16 protein-coding genes are annotated in these 19,924 nt (G+C 41.6%); 8 read left to right on the top strand and 8 right to left on the bottom strand.

Annotation, left to right across the window (positions count from 1 at the left end; translation table 11 throughout):
• Positions 1 to 60: 60 nt before the first annotated feature.
• The 7 genes from MTBBW1_RS12260 to MTBBW1_RS12230 all read right to left on the bottom strand — a co-directional run bounded on the left by MTBBW1_RS12260 (position 61) and on the right by MTBBW1_RS12230 (position 10,464).
• Entirely contained in the window at positions 61 to 993 is a 933-nt protein-coding gene (locus tag MTBBW1_RS12260; RefSeq protein WP_080804032.1) for a diguanylate cyclase domain-containing protein, read from the bottom strand.
• A 301-nt stretch (positions 994 to 1,294) separates the two neighbouring features.
• Complete coding sequence (locus MTBBW1_RS12255) at positions 1,295 to 5,485, bottom strand: response regulator (protein WP_080804030.1); 4,191 nt, start codon at positions 5,483 to 5,485, stop codon at positions 1,295 to 1,297.
• Positions 5,486 to 5,665, bottom strand: coding sequence for a hypothetical protein (locus MTBBW1_RS12250; RefSeq protein WP_080804028.1), 180 nt, complete (start codon positions 5,663 to 5,665; stop codon positions 5,486 to 5,488).
• Between the two features lie 349 nt (positions 5,666 to 6,014).
• A complete protein-coding gene (locus tag MTBBW1_RS12245; protein ID WP_080804025.1) occupies positions 6,015 to 7,607 on the bottom strand; it encodes a hydrogenase iron-sulfur subunit in 1,593 nt (530 codons plus the stop codon).
• On the bottom strand, positions 7,604 to 8,764 hold the full coding sequence (locus MTBBW1_RS12240) for an FAD-dependent oxidoreductase (RefSeq protein WP_080804023.1): 1,161 nt from the start codon (positions 8,762 to 8,764) through the stop codon (positions 7,604 to 7,606). Before MTBBW1_RS12240 ends, MTBBW1_RS12245 begins: the two co-directional genes overlap by 4 nt.
• A 47-nt stretch (positions 8,765 to 8,811) precedes the next feature.
• Positions 8,812 to 9,735 carry a methylenetetrahydrofolate reductase gene (locus tag MTBBW1_RS12235; protein ID WP_080804021.1) on the bottom strand — a complete coding sequence of 308 codons (924 nt, stop codon included), beginning with the start codon at positions 9,733 to 9,735 and terminating at the stop codon, positions 8,812 to 8,814.
• 57 nt (positions 9,736 to 9,792) lie between these two features.
• Entirely contained in the window at positions 9,793 to 10,464 is a 672-nt protein-coding gene (locus tag MTBBW1_RS12230) for a methylenetetrahydrofolate reductase C-terminal domain-containing protein (protein ID WP_080804018.1), read from the bottom strand.
• An 848-nt stretch (positions 10,465 to 11,312) separates the two neighbouring features.
• Between MTBBW1_RS12230 and MTBBW1_RS12225 the strand changes: the two genes are divergently transcribed.
• The 7 genes from MTBBW1_RS12225 to MTBBW1_RS12195 all read left to right on the top strand — a co-directional run bounded on the left by MTBBW1_RS12225 (position 11,313) and on the right by MTBBW1_RS12195 (position 18,549).
• The gene (locus MTBBW1_RS12225; protein ID WP_080804016.1) at positions 11,313 to 12,821 is read left to right on the top strand and encodes a two-component system sensor histidine kinase NtrB; all 1,509 of its coding nucleotides are present in this window, start codon (positions 11,313 to 11,315) and stop codon (positions 12,819 to 12,821) included.
• Positions 12,822 to 13,313: 492 nt separating this feature from the next.
• Positions 13,314 to 13,628, top strand: coding sequence for a toxin-antitoxin system TumE family protein (locus MTBBW1_RS12220; RefSeq protein ID WP_080804014.1), 315 nt, complete (start codon positions 13,314 to 13,316; stop codon positions 13,626 to 13,628).
• The gene (locus tag MTBBW1_RS12215; protein WP_080804012.1) at positions 13,625 to 13,999 is read left to right on the top strand and encodes an HVO_A0114 family putative DNA-binding protein; all 375 of its coding nucleotides are present in this window, start codon (positions 13,625 to 13,627) and stop codon (positions 13,997 to 13,999) included. Before MTBBW1_RS12220 ends, MTBBW1_RS12215 begins: the two co-directional genes overlap by 4 nt.
• A 182-nt stretch (positions 14,000 to 14,181) precedes the next feature.
• Positions 14,182 to 14,568, top strand: a complete 387-nt coding sequence (locus MTBBW1_RS12210; protein WP_080804009.1) for a response regulator transcription factor — start codon at positions 14,182 to 14,184, stop codon at positions 14,566 to 14,568.
• 688 nt (positions 14,569 to 15,256) lie between these two features.
• The gene (locus MTBBW1_RS12205; RefSeq protein ID WP_186441241.1) at positions 15,257 to 16,066 is read left to right on the top strand and encodes a shikimate dehydrogenase family protein; all 810 of its coding nucleotides are present in this window, start codon (positions 15,257 to 15,259) and stop codon (positions 16,064 to 16,066) included.
• A 123-nt stretch (positions 16,067 to 16,189) separates the two neighbouring features.
• Positions 16,190 to 17,695 (top strand): sensor histidine kinase, encoded by a 1,506-nt coding sequence (locus MTBBW1_RS12200; protein WP_080804005.1) that lies wholly within the window; start codon positions 16,190 to 16,192, stop codon positions 17,693 to 17,695.
• A 152-nt stretch (positions 17,696 to 17,847) separates the two neighbouring features.
• The gene (locus MTBBW1_RS12195; protein ID WP_080804003.1) at positions 17,848 to 18,549 is read left to right on the top strand and encodes a potassium channel family protein; all 702 of its coding nucleotides are present in this window, start codon (positions 17,848 to 17,850) and stop codon (positions 18,547 to 18,549) included.
• Between the two features lie 148 nt (positions 18,550 to 18,697).
• Here MTBBW1_RS12195 and MTBBW1_RS28355 read toward each other — a convergent pair whose 3' ends face one another.
• Entirely contained in the window at positions 18,698 to 18,835 is a 138-nt protein-coding gene (locus MTBBW1_RS28355) for a hypothetical protein (RefSeq protein ID WP_186441240.1), read from the bottom strand.
• 483 nt (positions 18,836 to 19,318) lie between these two features.
• Between MTBBW1_RS28355 and MTBBW1_RS12190 the strand changes: the two genes are divergently transcribed.
• Positions 19,319 to 19,870 carry a BrxE family protein gene (locus MTBBW1_RS12190; RefSeq protein ID WP_080804001.1) on the top strand — a complete coding sequence of 184 codons (552 nt, stop codon included), beginning with the start codon at positions 19,319 to 19,321 and terminating at the stop codon, positions 19,868 to 19,870.
• The last annotated feature ends 54 nt before the right edge of the window (positions 19,871 to 19,924 follow it).

Genomic DNA, 19,924 nt, shown 5'->3' with positions numbered 1-19,924 from the left:
TCGTTTTTAAAACAGGCTGTTACGGAGACTTTCATATAAACGGCCATTGACAACTGGAAATCAAGTGGCTGCCATAACACAATTGCGGCCACTTTTTTTGGCATTATAGAGTGCATTATCAACTTGATTAAGTACCTGATCACACGAATTCTGAGATTGACAGAATGTGGTTTTTATGCCGACACTGACTGTTATATGATCTGACACCAATGATTTTGCATGTGCAATGTTAAGTCGGGAAATGTGATCTCTTATCTTTTCCGCAACAGCAGCAGCGCATGTCTCATCGCAATCCGGCAGAATCACGACAAACTCCTCTCCTCCATAACGTCCAACCAGATCGCCTGGGCGTCGAAGGCAGTTTTCAATGCTTTTGGCAACACTTCTCAAACATACATCACCGGCACCATGTCCATAATGATCATTGTAGTTTTTAAAATGATCAATATCAAGCATCAGAATAGACATGGGGCTTTCATTCCTCACAGATCTTCTGATTTCCCTGTCTAAGCAGTCATCAAGCGCACGTCTGTTGGGAATGTCTGTGAGTGCATCCACAAGGGCCAGCTTCTCAAGCTGATCAGATTTATGCTTCAGACGAAGATGTACATTAATCCGTGCCAGAACCAGTGGGATCTCAAAGGGTTTTGTTATGTAATCAACAGCCCCGAGATCAAATCCATACTGCTGATCACTCACCTGAGTCTTTGCACTGACAAATATAACAGGGATATCCCGTGTGGCAGAGTCTGACTTCATCCTTTTGCAAACTTCATAACCATCCATCTCCGGCATCATGATGTCAAGCAGAACAAGATGGGGCTTTTGTTCCTGGGAAAGGATTTTCAATGCTGCCTTACCGCTTGTGGCAACCTGAACCTGATATCTGCTGACCAGAGCACCTGCCAACACTTTTATATTGGTGGGAGTATCATCCACAACAAGAATCCTGTCCATTACTTCACTTGAGCTGTGAAGTGGAAGCTGCTGCATAGAATCTATCCTTTCATCGGTATGTTTTATTGCAAAAAACTCTATATAACGTACATGGCGGATAGCCGCCACAATCGAAGAGATGAAAGTCGTTTTAAAAACAGCCACTTACTGAGACTTTCATATAAACGTACAAACTCAAAATCGACATCTTATTGCTTTTTCAGAAGCTATTGCAGTTATCTGAATCAGGATAACCAGGATGGATAGGATGCTCAGGATAGATAATCCTGCCTTATCTTTGTTAATCTTGGGAATCCTGATTCAGACGGTGTTGACAAGGCTTACAAGATCATAGGTATCAGTTTTGAGTAGAGATTTCCAATAATATCAAAGATGCGCTTTCATAGTCAAACCGATCAATGGCATCCCTGAATTTTTCTGATAATTTACCATATCCGGCTTCAGCCATTAAGGTACAAAACTCACCCAGTATCTCAGGCTGGATAAACATTGCGTTTGCCATATCTGTTTGCAAAATTTTTACAAGTTCTGATAAGCGCTCCGGAGTTGATAAAGAAGATAAGGTAACTGCGGACACAGCAGGCATGGAAGCTATGGCATCCATCACCTTTTCCATCTCTCTTTTCAATTCTTCCATTGTCTCGGTTAAATCCTGATCCGGATCTATGAGTTTTTTCTCAAAACCAAGGCAGATTTCCCACAGTGCGTCAGCACCTATCTGCTTTACCACACCCTTGATGGAATGAATAATTTGTGCGGCTTTTTCCACGTCTCCTTCAGTCAAGCAAGTTTCAAGGCTTTCTACAATACCGGAAAAAGTGACAGAGAAACTTGATATAGCGTTGCGCAGAGTTCCCCAGTCATTGCCCATTCGCATTGCAGCATCAGCAAGATTTAGTCCATCCAGATCAAATGGAAGGCTCTTGTCTCCATTAAGGGCATTGTCTCGATTAAGGGGCTTGTCTCCATTAAGGGGATTGTCTCCATTAAAGGGATTGTCTCCACTAAAGGGCTTATCTCCACTAAAGGGCTTATCTCCATTAAGAGGCTGCTCTGAAATAATCTCTCCATTTCCCTCACCCCCCTGACTCTTCTCAATCTCTTGTGAGGGTAAGTATGTGGAGGAGGAGATCAAACCTTGTCCGCTCTTAATAAGAAGGCTCTTTTCAGACAAAAGCCACTTTTTAAGGGTTGTGGCCAGCAGTTCCAGATCAATGGGCTTTGGAACAAAATCGTTCATGCCGGCTGCAAGACAAGCGGCTTTATCCTCCGGCATTGCAGCAGCAGTCATTGCAATTATGGGAATATCATTGTCAACAGGCAAAGCCCGAATGGCTTTTGTTGCCTGAAAACCATCCATCTCCGGCATCTGCAGATCCATGAAAATTGCATCATAACGTTTTTCAGATATTCGCTGAAGAGCTTCAAGACCATTTACGGCCAGATCAACATTCAGTCCCAGCTTAATTAACAGCCCCAGGGCAACCTGCCTGTTGGTGGGATTATCCTCAACAAGAAGCACCCTTGCACCAGGTACAGCTTGAAGTTGACTGGATACCTTGTCAATAAAATGGTTCTCTGTTTTTGTCATGCAGGATGGGGCAAACCCTTGTAAAGTTGCGATGGTATCAAAAAGCTGCGATGGAATTACAGGCTTGCCAAGCAAAGTGTCAATCCGGACATCCCCAATAGCCTCAAGGGCCTGCTGAGAACTGTATCCAGTCACAAGTATAATCAGGGAAGGTCTTATATTGTCACTTAGTGATTCAGCTTCACGAATTTTGTCAGCAACTTCAATGCCGTCAATTCCCGGAAGTTTCCAGTCAACTATAATTAGCTCAAAGTGGTTGCCGGTTTGTAATGACTCTTTAACAAGCTCAAAGCCATCTTCCCCTGTAGCAGCACTTCTGACAGAGAAACCCCACTGCTCCAAAATAGCAGTAAGAACCCGCATGGCAAACTCATTGTCCTCAATAACAAGTGTCCTCATACCCCGGAGATTAGTGGCAAAATGAGAAGTAAGTTGAGATTCAGGCAATCCAAATTTCAGGGAAAAAGTAAAAGTACTTCCGATATCAAGGGTGCTTTCCACATTGATTTTGCCCCCCATTAGCTCAACCAGATTTTTTGAAATAACAAGTCCAAGACCTGTTCCGCCATACTTTCTTGTGGTGGATGAATCCGCCTGTTCAAATGGAGAAAAGAGACGATCCAACTGACTTTTTGTCATGCCTATGCCAGTATCGCTTATGCAAACCTCAAGGGTGATAGAATCTCTTTTATTATCAATGCGTTTCATTCCAAGGGAAACAATTCCCTTTTGGGTAAACTTCACTGCATTACCCAGAAGATTATTTATAATCTGCCTGAAACGGAGTGAATCTCCCACCAGAACCGGCGGAAGATCCGGCTCTATATCAAATACAAGTTCAATATCTTTAATCTCGGCACTATGGGAGAAAAGAGTTGATGAACTATCAAGAATATCAAAGAGTTGAAATTCAATTGATTCAAGGCCGAACTTCCCTGCCTCAATTTTGGAGTAATCCATAATATCATTTATAATCCTAAGTAACGATTTTGATGAATCATGAATTTTCTCCATATAATCCTGCTGTAAAGGAGTCAAATCAGTATCAAGAAGAAGCTGGGAGAGTCCAATTACAGCATTCATGGGTGTTCTTATCTCATGGCTCATATTGGCCATGAACCTTGATTTGGTAAGACTTGCATCTTCTGCTGCATTTCTGGCTGCCTTAAGCTCCAGATTGACCTGTCTGAGTTTTTGATTGGCCCTTTGAATCTCTGACTGATCGAAGAGCTGAATGACAAGGTGGGGAATATCGTTTAAAACAGTGGAAAGAATAAGGGCTGTGGCCCACACTTCTTTGCCAAAAGTTGAAATTGTATGTATTTCGTGCCTGATCTGCCTGTGTTCTTTAAGAGCTGTCAGGCATGCATCAAGCAATCCAGATTTTTTCCAGGATTCAATCTGGTTAAAATTCTGTGAAAGAGCCATTTCCCGAGTGCTACCTGCCATTGCCGCAAGGGCATCATTGACAAGTACACACTGTCCATCTTGTCTGTAAACACCCATTGGCAAAGGAGATTTAAGCAAAATGGTATCATTGAACGCCAATGCTTCTTGCAAACGTTTATCAAGTTTCTTTTTTTCTGTAATATCACGCCAGACGCATAAAACAGCCTCACGGTGCACATGTGATATAACTGACAAAGAGACATCAACACAGATCTCTGTACCGTCAAGGCAGTTGTGCAGCCACTCAAACCGTACTTTTCCTTTATTAAAAGCCTGGCTGATTCGCTTTTCAGCAGCTTCAACAGAAAGAGAACCATCTGGCTGATACTCAGGAGAAAATTCATCAGGATGCTTTCCAACAACATCTTCCCGTTTTCCCTTGAGTATAAAAAGGGCAGCTTCGTTACAGTCTGTAAAAATACCATTTTCAATAATAAAATAGGGATCGGCTGATTCAACAAAAAGAAGCCTGTGCCACTCCCCCTGATCCTTTATCTCCTCGGTCTTCAGCTTTACTGTTTCAACCATTTTCAGGTTAAGTTTCTGCATCAGCCTGTAACGGTAAAAAAGAAAAAATAATATAAAAAAGCCTGTGCAGAGTCCAATTATTGCAATAATTTGTGTATATGTCACTATGGATGGTTTTTTGCCGTACCACTTTGAATATATTTTTTTATAGGCATCTGAGCCAACAAACTGAAGGGTGGCTCTCTCCAGTTGCTTAAAAAGCTCAGGCCTATTTTTGGCAACGGCAATACTTCTTTTTATTTCAAGCACAGGTTTACCAACAACCTTGATATGATCAGCAACCCCGGCAGTGATGGCATCCAACCATATAAGAGGTTCAGGATAGACAGCAGCATCTACCTGACCCGATAGCAGCCTGAAAAGAATGTCTTGACGATCCCTTGCCAGAAGCAGCTCAACACCTTGCATCTCTTTGATTATGGGGTAAGCTGCATTCATTGGAAAGACAATCACCTTATGGCCAACAAGATGATACAACTCCGCAATGTCATTATTATCGCTTCTGACAAAGATGGAGATGGAAAAAGTCTCCACAGGTGATGTAAAATCTGCATACTCTTTACGATCATCAGTAATCCCGACATTTGGTATAACATCAACCTCGCCTGCTTTAATGGCATTGTGGGCGGACATCCAATCATCTTTTACGACATATTGGATTGTGAGACCGGCAATATCAGCAATCCCGTCAAGCACATCAATGGCAAAGCCAAAGGGTTTTCCATCCTTGTCAACAAGGTATTCCGGAGGGAAGTCGCCAGGAGTTGCAGCTTTTATAATTTTTGTATCATCTACGCTTTGTGCAGTTTCAGCAGTTTTAGCACTTTCAGCAGCTTCAGCAAATTCGGCAAATTCAGCAGCTTCAACAAAAGCTGTTGAAATGCCCAATAACAATGCAGCAGTTCCCAGAATCAGCATCAACATCTTCGAGATGCATTGAAACATTTGATTTTTTAGCATCTATTTTTCCTTTGGATGGATATGGTAAGAATTGTCTGAGTCAGGATGTCCATTATTCACAGGATAAAGCAGCATTATATACTCAAAGTCCACACCTATAATCTTGTAAGCCTTGTCAACACCTATGATCTTGTAAGCCTTGTCAACACTGTCTGAATCAGGATTCCCAAGATTGACCAAGATAAGTCAGGATTATCTATCCTGAGCATTCTGGTTATCCTGAGCATCCTGGTTATCCTGGTTATCCTGGTTCAGACAACTGCAATAACTTCTGAAAAAGCAATAAGATGTCGATTTTGAGTATTTAGTATTCCAGATAATTAAATTGATTATGGGAGGCTTTTTATAAGAAAGTCCCCGTATTTCAAGGTTTTTTTCAGGGCTTTCATGCTTCGTTGTGGCAAGATGGGTTTGCCATGGTTGTTATATAAAAAAGGACTTTACACTTTTCTATGGAGTAAAGCACCTCCAAAAAAACAACATGGTTGTAATGAAAAAGCGTAAAGCCCTGAATTTTCTTTTTTAACTATTATGCAAGTTTATCAGCAAATGCATTAACCTTGGCCGCAAATTCGCCTGCCATATTGGATGCAATTGTTGTAAAACAGAGGCAATCCTTGCCAAGCCCCATATTTTCAAGGCGTTTTTGAATCTCGTTCACACGCCATTTTGCATAGGTGTTACCGCGTTCAGCCTTGCAGTTACCTTCATGACACGCAGCCACCATTACACCATCGGCTCCCTCCACAAATGCCTTCATGATGAACTCAACATCAACCTTTCCGGCACATGGAACCTTGACCATTTTGAAGCCTGCCGGCATATTATGACCAAAGCGTGCGGCAGCTTCACCTGCTTCAAGTGCTGAATTTTTGCAGCAGAAAGCCACAATTGAAGGTGAGCCTTCCACAGAAACCACAGCATCTTTGACACTTTTTCTCAAAGATTCATCCGTGAAATCACCAAGCTGAATGGCATCCATTGGACACTCACTTGCACATATACCGCAACCCTGACATGCAGCAGGAGATATTGCAGCAGCGCCGTTTTCCCAGAAAATTGCTCCATGCGGGCATGAGCGATAGCAGGTAAGACAAATTACACAGCGCTCTTCATCCACCTTTGCCTGATCAGCAGAAACATTTTTTATACCATCGCCTATGAGCTCTGCGATTCTTAACGCCACATTAGCAGCATCCACTGAATTGGATGCAACAAAAATACCGTCACGATTGGAGCGCACAGGAAACCTGTGAACATTGTTGCTGGGCAGAAGACCGTCAAGATCAGTGTCGATTCTGAGCAGCGTTGCAGTATCAAGATTATCCTGCCCAACAACAAGGGCCTCTTCCACTACAACATAATCTGGTTCCAGTTCAATAGTGCTTCTCACTACAGGATCTGTGATAGAAATCTTTACTGAATCACTGTTCTGCTCTATTTCCGGCATCACGGAAGGTTTGAAGCATACAACTCCAGCATGTCTGCCTTCAGTAAAAATGCGCTCAAGACCCTTTGCACCAACCTTTATATTGCCGGTATAAATATAGGCTTTACATCCGCTTGTCTTCTGAACCGCAAGTGCGCTTTTAAGTGCTCTGCCTGTTGATACGGGATCTCCTTCCTGACCAAATCCTGTCAAAAAGGCAACAATAACATTTTCAACATCATCCGCATCACTTCCTGAATCAGCAGCAACCTTTTTCAGCCCATCACTGTCCATAAAGGCTTCAAACTGACTCTGACTCATAACCCTGTCAGACAAGGCAAGACCATATGCGCCATTTAAAGAGGCATATGAGTAATTTGGAGCTACAACCACAGCACCAAACACAGCTTTCATCTTCTCTTCGCCCTTGGCAAGGGTTACCCTGAAATCGCCTGTAACACCTGCCACATCCTCCAGTACAACATCCTGCATGATGTTGACGGTTCCGGAGTTGAGCATCTCATCGGTACAGCCTGACTGGCGTGCACATGCTGTTTTCTGGCCAATCACAGAGACCTTGTAACCCTGGGAGGCAATCTTTGATGCAGTTTCCAGTCCAACACTGCCGGCACCAACCACCAGCACATCCTTGTTGAGTGTAATATCCACCATATTGCTTTTATCCGTCATCATTTCATCACCCCCAGATACTTCATGGCCTCAAAGGCAGTTTTTCCGGCATCAGCCATTGTGGCGGCAATACTTGCAGGGCCACCTGCTGTTCCTGCTACAAAACAGCCGGAATCAGAAGCCGGGGAGTCCAGAAAGCCATCGTTGTTCACGGGGATACCTGTTATTCCGGAAATGGCTGTGGTATCTTTTCCAGGCATAATTCCCACTGAAAGGACAACAAGATCATACTCTTCTGATGAAGGTTTGCCCTCATCTTCAACCATGTGCCGAAGCTCAAGACGATCATTTTCAAGGGGATAGATATCAACGGGGATAGTTCTGACAAACCGAATATCTTCTTTGATCTTCTCGTAAAATACAGGAAACTCCTTTCCGGTATTCTGGATATCAATGTAGAACATTGAAATATCAGCATCAGGGTTATCATGTTTAATGGTTCCGGCCATTCGCATGGCATAGGGACAGCAGACCTCTGAGCACCAGAGGTTGCCAAGACGTTCATCCCTTGAACCCACACACTGAATAAAGGCAACTTTTGAAGGTTTAGAACCGTCAGACGGCCTTAAAAGAGCACCTCTGTCCCTGATGATATTTTCAAGATCAAGACCGGTGATAAGATTCGGCCATTTGCCATATCCATATGTCGATTTAAGATTGGGATCAAACGGGGTATATCCTGTGGCAACAATAACTGCATCAACAGCAATATCGCCTTCTGTACCAAGGCTGTCAAGATTACCTGTTTCAGCAACTTCGGTTTCCGGAGGCAGTTGCGCAGCGTCTCCTGCAACAACATAGAGAGGCTTATTATATTGTGAAAAACCTCTGACCACCTGCCCTGCTTCAAGCCCTATATCACTTTTTACAAGAGTTGCTTTAAAGCCTTCACCCTTTTCTAAGGAAGTGATTTCTGTTCTCAGATGAACATTTATAAGAGGCTCTTCAACTACATTTTTAAGCATCTCCTCAACACTGCATGCACCACACTGTCGGCATGAGTCTGTTGCCTTGCAGGTAAAGCCAATGCTGTGACCGCCAAGAAAACAGCTCTTCTCCACCAGCTCCACCGGTATATTCTGCCGTGAAAGCTCCCAGGCAGCGGTGAGACCGGCAATACCACCTCCCACCACCATCACTTTTGGGGTTTTACTATTCAATGTCAAAAACTCCTTATATATCTCAAGAGTTGTAGATTCTCATCCGACTAAACTTCCGGTCTGGGCAGCACCTTTGCTCTCTCTGCAATTTCAGGTACCTTGTGCTCCCACTCAATGGCCATCAGATGCACACCTGCGACACCTTTCATCTCCTTGAACTCTTCAATCTGTTCACAGGCTATCTTGATGCCTTCGTCAGCAACCTTCTTTTTATCCACACCCTGAAGGCGCTTGATAATATCATCAGGTACGTCCATTCCGGGAACCTTATTCTGCATGTACTTTGCCATACCTATGCTCTTCATGGGAGTAACACCTGCAAGAATATAGACCTTTTCGGTAAGTCCCATTTCATTTGCCTGGCGAACCCACTCTCTCATTTTGGGCATGTTGTAGATGCACTGGGTCTGAACAAAATCAGCTCCTGCTGCAACTTTCTTGGCAAGACGGTGAACACGCCATTCAAATGGCTCTGCAAATGGGTTTGCAGCAGCCCCGATGAACAGCTCGGGCTTTACATCAATATCTGCACCACCAAGAAATTTTCCCTCATCACGCATCTTTTTAACCATCATTATAAGCTGCATGGAGTCAAGATCAAATACACCCTTTGACTGTGGATGATCACCAAACATCTGATGATCTCCTGAAAGACAGAGCATATTACGGATTCCGTGTGTATATGCCCCTAAAATATCAGCCTGCATGGCAAGGCGGTTTCTATCCCTGCACACCATCTGGTAATTTGGCTCAAGACCTTCCTGCAGGCAGATCAACGATGCAGCCCAGCTTGACATTCTGACCATGGCTGTCTGGTTGTCGGTGATATTTGCCATATCAACCATGCCTTTAAGATGAGAAATTTTTTCCCGAAGATGCTCAACATTTGCTCCTCTCGGGGGGCCGACTTCTCCTGTAAAGGCAAAGTGTCCGGCCTTGAGTACACGTTCAAGTCTGCTTCCTGATTTCATAACTGATCTCTCCTAAAATCTCTGTCAAAATAAATACCGCTCATCAACTGTTACTCATTATCTCATAGCCTTGACGCGTTCTTCATACCCTGGCTGAATCAGCGTTCTGGGTTTTTGATTACTCCAGTCATTGGCAGGTGAGATTTCAATTATTTGATCAAGGCGACCCTGGGCAGCAAGTCTTTCATAAATTTTAAACCATGCACATGGCTGATCGGTATGAATTTCACAACTGGTCTTGTTGGTTCCGCCACATGGGCCGTTAAAAAGGCTCTTGGCGCACATGGTAACAGGGCAGACTCCACCTGTCATTCCAAGAACACATTGGCCACATGCCCTGCATTTTTCCTCATACCATCCAACATCTAAGTTGACTCCTATAAAGGATGTATTTACCGCAGGCAATACAGGTTTATGGGAGAAACGCTCCGCAAGAAACTGAATTCCGGCACCACATGCCATGGACAGAAGAGCATCATACTCATCCACCCTTGTATCCAGTTCAGCCAGAAACTCCATGTCACATTGACGTTCCAGGGTTTCTGCTCCAAATTCAATCCCGTCTTTCTTAAATGCCAGATTCAACTCTGCATTCAATGTTTCAACCTCTTTTGACCCTCCGGCCAGGCAGACGGCAACACATGTTCCACACCCAACGGTCAGAACTTTTTTGTATCCTGCCACCATGCTCCTGATCTCATCAAAGGGCTTTCTCTCCGCAACAATCATGATTCCTCCTGCTATACAGAAAAAATATCATTTCATCCCCTATGAACAGTAATCTGAAATTAATAAATGATCTGGAAATTAATAATTTGAAAATCATTAAATGATCTGCAAACTCATTATCATTTACTTTTCAACCCTTGATCATAATTTCTTAACTTCTGATCATCACTCATTAAGGATGAAATTCTTTATCAAAAAAACAGCCAATTTCAAACAAATTGATCTCATTTTCCATGATACTAACAAAATATGCCACATTTCCAGATTAACGAGCAAATGTCAAGTATATTGATATATCATGAAAAAAAACCCTTTTAGCAAATGAATAGACCATAGTTTTTTATAACTCATTCAAGAGTTGCTTGACACACCCGAAAAGATACCCTATAGATACTTTACATTGTGGTCATTACATAACATCGTTCCTGAACAATCACTCAAAATAACAATTAGTTAGCGGCCATCTCCTGCGAAACAACTCGCTCTGTCTTACCAGCGGACAGAGCATCATTATTATATACCAACTCAAAAACGACACCTATGATCTTTTGAACCTTGTCAATAGTGTCTGAATCAAGATACCCAGGATTAACAGGATAAGGCAGGATTATTTATCCTGAACATCATTTTCATCCTGGCTATCCTGATTCAGACAAATGCAACAACTGATAGAAATGCTATAAGATCCCGATTTTGAGTACCAAACCGAACCTAATTTTATACCAAACCGAAACTATTTTATACCAAACCGAACCTGTTTTATACCAAACCGAACCTGTTTTATACCAAACCGAACCTGTTTTATACCGAAGCGAACCTGAAAAAGCCAGATCCAAAAGGAGAAGCACATGATCTACGGAAATGATGTCGAGAATCACTATCTTTTAAAAGCAATTGAAACCATCAAGCGGCAGATCGTTGTCATTTCTCCGGATTACAGAATACTTGCATCCAACTGCAACCCCAACAAAAGCTATTTTTTAAACAGAAACAGCAGTGAAGGAGAGATATGCCATAAAGCCCTGTTCAACCTTGAAATTCCCTGTATCAACTGCCCTGCAACAGAGGTTAAAAAAACTGGCAGGCCATCACTTAAGCAGATACTCATTGAACAGGATGAAGAGGATGAGGAAAACAGCGAAAAGTCCTCATGTCTTTATGCCTACCCAATGCCGACAACTGACAGTACCATGGACGAGGATGCCATTGTTGTTCTTGACTTTGACCTGCCATCCCTTTTCCGCTATGACGAAAAAAGGGCGACATCCAATGCATTTCTCCGCAATCTCATACACAGTGCTGCTGACGGAGTAATTGCCGCTGACATGACTGGCAAAATTATTATTTTCAACAAAGCTGCCACAAAAATATCAGGTTACTCAAAACAGGATGCCATAGAAAACCTCAACATCAGAAATCTATATCCACCTGGCGATGCCCACAAAATCATGCAGAAGATGAGAAGTAATGAATATGGCGGCAAGGGCGTAGTAAAGGCACACAAGCAGGTGGCCATAAGAAAAGACGGCTCCACAACACCTATAAGCCTTAATGCATCCATTGTATATGAGAATGGCAAAGAGGTGGCAAGCATAGGTTTTTTCCATGACCTTACAGAGGCAAAACGACTTGAAGCTGAGCTTGAAAAGATGCAGATCCAGCTTCTTCAGGCAGAAAAGATGTCATCACTTGGCAAGCTTGCCGCAGGGGTTGCACATCAGCTCAACAACCCATTAGGCGGCATTACCCTTTTTACACAACTTATACTTGAAGAGCATGATGTCAACGAAGATGTAAAAAGCGATCTTTTAAGAATTCAAAGAGATGCAGAAAGGTGCAGCTCCATTGTAAAAGAGCTTCTGGAGTTTGCTCGCCAGACAAAACGCGAAGTGCGACTTCAGAACATCAATAAAATAATTGGCAGAACACTGTTTTTGCTTAAAAATCAGGCGATTTTTCAAAATATTAAAATTATAGAGGAGTATGATACATCCCTTCCTGAGATTCCGGCAGATGTGCAGCAGCTCAATCATGTCTTCATGAATATAATCCTTAACGCGGCAGATGCCATGGAAGGTGCAGGAACACTCAGACTACGAACATCTCCTGACCAGGATAATAAAATGGCTCTGATTACAATCTCTGACACAGGCCCTGGTATCCCTGAACCCATTATTGGAAATATTTTTGAGCCTTTTTTTACAACCAAAGAAGAGGGCAAAGGCACAGGGCTTGGACTCAGTATGGCATATGGAATAGTGGAAAGCCACAACGGTAAGATTTCTGTTGAAAACCTTGAAAACGGAGGTGCCATGTTTTCAATAAAGCTTCCCCTCAAACAGAAAACAGAGAGCTAAAAACCTGCTTTTGCTCCTGATATGCAAATCAACTCCTGCATGACAGTGAGTTTGATAAGCGGTTACATCACAGCTATACATATCAGCCTTTTATTGGCATCCTTCATATCAGATTAAAGTACTTTACACTTCTTCTCTTCTTGTCTGGAGTAGAGACGCAATACATTGCGTCTCTACCGTTGGGTTATTTTGCCATTGGAAAAGGGTAAACCGGCAAATGAAGGATGCCCAAAAAAACAGCTCATTTTTCAAACTTATTATACTTTACTCAAAATCGACATCTTATTGCTTTTTGAGCAGTTATTGAATTTGTCTGAATCAGGATAACCAGGATGAAAAGGATGCTCAGGATAAATAATCCTGCCTTATCTTGTTAATCTTGGACATCCTGATTCAGACAATGTTGACAAGGCTCAAAAGATCATAGGTGTCGGCTTTGAGTACTTTACCAATCAGATTTACAATATATTATTAATCTGATATTATTTCTGCATGAATGACAAAAGAGCAAGAGTCAAATTCAAAAAAGTTGTTTCAGAACAATTCCCTGTAAAGCCCAAAAGAGGTGGCGGACTTATTAAAATTGAAGCATGGGAAAATGAAAACAGTGAAATTGTAAAATACAGTATGGCATATATTAACCATCAAATTTTCTCTGGTGACAATGGTCGAGTCATTGGATACGACAATACCCATAGCTTTCATCACAGGCACTATTTTGGTGAAATATCTGAAGTGTATGATTTTGTGTGCTATGAAAATCTGCTTGAACGTTTTGAAAAGGAAATCAAGGAGTTTATAAAATGAGTATTGAATTCAAAGCTGGCTCAATATCTGATTTCTTTTCTTCTGCCAAAGAGACAGCAAAAGAAATAGATCAAGGTAAAAAAGTCACAAAAAAAAATATTATCTGGGTTGAACCGGCGGAATTGATGGCGATATTGAAGCCTGAAAGAGTAAAAATAGTTCAATACTTAAGATCAAAAAGAAAAGTCTTTTTTTCTGAATTAGCATCAGATATGCAAAGAAGCCCAGTGAGTTTAAATAATGATCTTAAAATTTTATCGAAATATCAGTTAATACATGTTTTTAAAGAATCAAATCCAGGTCACGGGGTTCATAGAATAATTGAACCTGCATTTGGTGAAGGAAAAATTGAATTCAAAGCTGAGCTTTAACAGTTCACTTAAACAATCTACATTGATAAAACAGCCTTCAGGAACATCTATTTTGTATTGACAGGTAAAGCATCCCCATATAGTATGAAATTCTATTTTTTGGCACATCATTAGTTATTTCAAAAAAACACAAGAGCAAAGAACCTGGCTCTTCCAGATTAACTGATTTTAGGAGAAACATTATGAGCGATAAAAAAAGAATACTTGTTGTTGACGATGAACCTGATTTTGCTTCAATTGTCCAGTCAAACCTTAGAAAGGAAGGATTTGAGGTTGAGGTTGCTTATGATGGAAATGAGGCCATTGAAAAGGTAAAGGCTAACCCGCCGGATGCCATAGTTCTTGATGTTATGATGCCTGAAAAAGATGGATATGAGGTATGCGCAGAGCTGAAACATGATGAAAAATACCAGGACATCCCCATTGTTATGCTCACAGCAGTTGCAGACCACGTAGGGTCAACAAGATATTCACATGCAGACGGCATGAGCATGGAAGCTGATGACTATCTGCCAAAACCTGCATCTGCCGAAGAAATTACCAAAAGCGTCAAAGCTCTTGTATCCTGACACTCTATTTCAGCATTACAGAAAATGACTATGCCCTGACAGGCATAACTAAGCAACTAAGGAATCGTTTCTTAATAACTTGCCCATTTACATCACTCCCCCAGCCCATCCATGACTGGATAGGGGGAGTTTAAGAAAGTTATTTCGGAGACATTCCTGGGCATCTTTCATTTGTCGGTTTACACTTTTTTTGAACCATGATTTTCATGATTAAAGGATTAGCTTGATTTTTAATCGTGTTAATCCTTTAATCATGGTTCAGAATTTTTCGAAAAGTGTAAACTAATTTTGAGTTGATACGAAGGATGTCCATTCCTGACCTGATAAAGCCAGAACCAGAAAAGAGATCTGATTTATCTCCTGCGAAAAATAACAGATATCCTTTTTATGGTTCTGGCCCGCTTGATACCCTGGATTAACAGGATAAGGCAGGATTAAGTATCCAGAACATCTTTTTTATCCTGGTTATCCTGATTCAGACAGCAAAAAAAGATAAGCTGGCAAAATAGTAATAACTAACCGCAATTATTACTGCCCGACCATCAGCAACTTGATGACATCCCCAAGCAACTCGTCAGTCACAATTTTTATTTTGTTTTATCCACATACTTGTCAGTCAAAAGTTCTTTTGATTTAACACCATACTTCCTGTTCAACATCTTATCATTTTTTGGAAATGAAAGGCATCATGAAAATTTTCTGTATTATAGGTGATGAAAGAGCCTTCCGTACCAAGTCCCCGGCAATGTTTACCGCTGTTTTCAAGCGTATTGGAATAACTGCATCATATGTCCCTCTCAAGGTTTTTCCCGACCAGATAGGAGAAGCCATGCAGAGTTTAAGAACATTGAATTTTGATGGAGCCAATATCACAATACCCCACAAATCTTCAGTAATACCCTATATGAATATTCTTTCTGAAGGTGCCAACATAATTGGAGCTGTCAACACCATTATAAGAAACGGCAATGAATTAAAAGGATACAACACCAACGCCATAGGCTTCATGGACACTCTGGAGGAACAGGGATTTGATGTCACCAACAAAAAGGCCCTTATTTTTGGATCAGGAGGAGGAGCAAGAGCTGTGGTTTTTATTCTTAACTGGCTTCGCTCAGAATCCATTGAAATTTCAGGCAGGACAGCCCGTCGTGTGGAAAATATCGTCAATAAGATCGGAGGCAAAGCCACCACACTTGACTCCATCGCCCAAACACCTTCTTCTGCAAATATAGTAATCAATACAACCCCTGTATCATCGCCGGATGACTCTCCCGAATTTACCCGTTTTCTCCAAGAACAAAAATTCAAGGATTGCGAACTCATCCTTGATCTAAACTATGGGAGAAAAAACAATATCTGGGAAAAAAAAGCAAAGGAGCTTAAGGTTCCATTCATAGATGGTCTTCGGCCACTTGCCCATGCTGCAAGGCGTACAATGCTTTTGTGGACAAGGGTTGACGTTGAACCATCCGAGTTTCTGAAGGCCATTGAGTAAGAAAAATTCCAATTTCTGAAAATCATTGATAAAGGGAAACTACAAAGGGTTGTCTTTGTTAAAACCACAGAAGCCCCACCTGAATAACATCTGCAAAAATGCAAAAATAAGGAGATATCAAAAATGGAGCACCTGGACCCCGGCAAAATTCTTGTAATTGATGATGAACCAAGTCTCAGGGAAGGCGCCAAAAGAATTCTTTCCAAGATGGACTTTGAGGTCTTTCTTGCTCCAAGGGGTGAGGAGGGGCTTGAAATACTTCAACAAGAACCCATTGCCATTGTTCTTCTGGATATGAAAATGCCCGGTATGGACGGCATGGAGGTACTGAAGAGAATAATGGCCATGGAAAGGGGAATACTTGTAATTGTAATTACGGGATATGCAACAGTTGAAACAGCCATTGAAGCCATGCAACGGGGAGCCTACAACTTTATTCCCAAACCATACCAGCCTGATCAACTTAGGATCTCTGTTAGCAGAGCAAGGGAAAAGATAGAGCTTACAATTGAAAAAGAGAGGCTGCAAAGGGAGAAAAAACGCACCCTTGAAGATCTGCACAACGAACAGAGCAGAACCCGCACAATCATTGAATCTCTTCCCAATGGTGTCATTGTTACCAACAGCATGGGCAAAGTTGTGCTCATAAATCCGGCATGTTATCAATACTTAGGCATTTCAGAAGATAAAGGCCCAGGGCTTGCCATTGACAATTTCATTGAAAACAGGGAACTGTGCGATCTTGTGATTGACCTCTCAAGGGGCCGCTACATTGACTACAGCGATATCCCCCCACACGAAATAGAAACAGAGAACAAAAATTGCCTTATGGTACGATGCAGCCCTGTTATGGGCGAAAGAAACGAATGTATCGGTGCTGTTGTAAACTTTGTGGATATCACCACCATGAAGGCCCTTGACCAGCTCAAGTCGGAATTTGTGGCCAAGGTGACCCATGAGCTGCGCTCCCCTTTATCAACAATACACGAACAGCTCAACATGGTCATTGACAGCATTGCTGACAAGGCAGATGAACAGGATCAGTACATGCTTTCACGGGCAAGGGAAAAAACAAGAACACTTATCTCCACAATTGGAGATCTTCTGGATCTGTCGCGCATTGAGGCTGGAACCCAGGCAAAAAAGACAGAAAAGGTGCAGATTGACGAACTCCTCAAAAACATTGGAGATTTTCTCAATGACAGAGCAAAGGCCAAAAACCAGACACTTACTGTTATCCCTCCAGAAACAACAATACCTCCCCTTACAGCAGACCCCATGGCACTTGAGAGCGTGTTCGGCAATCTTATCGCCAACGCCATCAACTATACCCAGGAAGGCGGCACCATTGAAGTCAGATCAGATGTGGCAGGAAACAACATAAGGGTAAGTGTAAAGGATAACGGATTTGGTATTGATGCAAAATACATGGACAAAATATTTGACCGTTTCTACAGAGTGAAAAACGACAGAACCCGCTTTATAAACGGAACAGGTCTGGGACTTCCCATCGTAAAGGGCATTGTGGATGCCATGAAAGGATATATAAATGTTGAGAGTGAGGTTGACAGAGGCACTACATTCACTGTTATCCTTCCGCTTAAAAGCATTCCGGCTGGAATCATGTAAAAGACAATTTATCCTATAAAGGAAGGTCCTGAAAATAAAAATGTTTTAAAGAACAAACCCAGCCAGGATTTTTTTAAAAATGAGTTGCAAATATTGAAATAAAAAAAGCAGGTGAAATTTGACATTATTTTTCGTTTACCAGGAGGCTGTAATTGGACAATCAAATTAAAAAACTTGATGCTCATTATATCGTATGCGGCTATGGCAGAATCGGCCGGTTGCTGACACAGTATTTAGTCCAGAAGTACATTGACGTTGTGGTCGTAGAAAAAGAGTCTAATCATGAAGATAAACTTGATGAAGATGGCGTTCTTTACCTGATCGGAGAAGCGGCTGATGACAATATGTTGATCAGGGCAGGGATAAAAAAGGCTTCCGGTATCATTGCAGGCGTGGGAAAAGATGAAGAGAATGTTCTGCTTGTACAGTTGGCAAGGAAGTTGAATCCTGATATTTTTATTGTAGCCCGTGCATCCAGGGATTCATCCAGAAAAATGCTGGAGGAAGCAGGCGCCAACAAAGTAATATCTCCCTATGATATCGGTGCCCGGCGCATAGCCCATGCGATTTTACGGCCAACGGTCATTAAATTCCTTGAAACTGCATTCAATGATGATTCAACCGAATTTCAGTTTGAAGAAGTTCATGTCAGGCAGGGGTCAAAACTTGATAATGTCAGCCTTGTGGACTCTGGAATCCGCCAGAAAATGAATTTGATTGTTATTGCCATACAGGATAAAGAAGGAAAAATGATATTTAATCCTGAAGCAAATACAAAATTTAAAAGTGGAGACACTGTTGTAGTTATGGGCAGTGCAAAAAGTATAAAAGAGTTTGAAAACCTTATACGGTGATAATTCAGTAGATCAAGACAACGTGTGAATCCTTTATTGAGAGTACCCTTTTTGAACTATTCTCCCCCTCAAAACTCTGTAAGAGGGGGCTTTTGATGATGGCGTATCTCATGGCTTTCCTGGAATAGAGCATATCATTTTTTTCCCTTCACTTTAGTTTTTTTGAAACCCTTTCCGATGCTTGCTCCGGCACAATCATATCAATAAAAAAATTTGCGATGCTCAAAAGTTCATCCATTCTTATGTCATTACGACTCTTGCATTTTTTTAATTCATCTATATTCATAATACCCACCATATATTATGCCAGTCAAACTGACAACAGTTTATATGATCATAAAAATCCTTGATTATAATTTACTGCTATGGCAATAATGACCATTTTAAACAAACTTATGTTCTTATAAGTTCGATTTAATAATGGTGTGAAGTATTTACCGTGAAAATGGATACAAATTTTCATATCCGGGGTGGAAGTAGTAGAGACAAGGCATGCCTTGTCTCTACTGCCACGAGTGTTTACTCAAACACGACAACTATGATCTTTTGAGCTTTGTCAATAATGTCTGAATCAGGATACCCAAGATTAACAGGATAAATCAGGATTGTATATCCTGAACATCCTGTCCATCCTGCTTATCCTGATTCAGACAAATGCAATATCTGCTGAAAAAGAAATAATTGGCCGGTTTTGAGTATTTAAGTTCACGGACAAGCTTTTTCACTACAATCATTATTACAATTCCAATGCACAAGGTTGAGACAATAGATGAGTACCAATAAAATAAAATCCATAGCAACATTAAGAATCCTGACAGGTTATCTTGGGGAAAAGGGTCAAGCAAACTGGTGGTCAAGTTCATTTTTCAGCCCCACAAGCTCATCATTTTTAAATCCGGTTTTTGGAAAAACCTCATTTATTGCACAATATCAGGGGGTAAAAGAGGCTGCCGCACGGGTGCATGATGAGCATATCGGTGTGGGTGAGGTTTATCATCTGTTCAGGCTGCCTGAAAATATTGAACTGTCGTTGTTTCAACTGCTTCATGATGGGGCGTTTGTTTCAGAGATAAAGGAGGCAATTGTTGATAAAGAGAGTGCTGAACATGCTCTGTCTGATTTCATTGCCTCTTCTTCACAGATCCAGGGATGTTCACAGATCAAGGAAGGGCCAGTCCTTATGGGCACCATTGATGATTTTTTCATGGAAGAATCCGGCCAAAAATCCGACCAAGATTCCTTACACGATATAGCCAATCTATATCACTGTGCATTTTTAAACAAGGTTCAGGTCATCCCATATTTTAGGACAGTAAATTGACATCCTTCATATCAGCTTAAAAGTAGTTTACACTTTCCTTTAATTGTCTGAATC

This window comes from Desulfamplus magnetovallimortis (assembly GCF_900170035.1).
Taxonomy (GTDB): domain Bacteria; phylum Desulfobacterota; class Desulfobacteria; order Desulfobacterales; family Desulfobacteraceae; genus Desulfamplus; species Desulfamplus magnetovallimortis.
The sequence above is the reverse complement of the archived record's forward strand: the minus strand, read 5'-3'. Positions and strand labels throughout refer to the sequence as shown.